General features: G+C 63.6%; 1 pseudogene. It reads left to right on the forward strand.

Going from position 1 to position 269, the window contains the following annotated elements:
• Positions 1-269, forward strand: a pseudogene (locus NBY69_RS37260) (chitinase); the annotation flags it as partial.

Below are 269 nucleotides of genomic sequence, written 5' to 3' on the forward strand. Positions count from 1 at the left end.
GGCTCGGGCCTCGTCATCACCATGGCCCCGCAGACCATCGACATGCAGTCCACGTCCAACGAGTACTTCAAGACCGCACTGAACATCAAGGACATCCTCACCGTCGTCAACATGCAGTACTACAACAGCGGTTCGATGCTCGGCTGCGACGGCAACGTCTACTCCCAGGGCACCGTGGACTTCCTCACCGCACTCGCCTGCATCCAGCTGCAAGGCGGCCTCGACCCCTCACAGGTCGGCCTGGGCGTACCCGCCTCCAGCAGCGCGGC

This window comes from Streptomyces sp. A 4/2 (assembly GCF_940670765.1).
Taxonomy (GTDB): domain Bacteria; phylum Actinomycetota; class Actinomycetes; order Streptomycetales; family Streptomycetaceae; genus Streptomyces.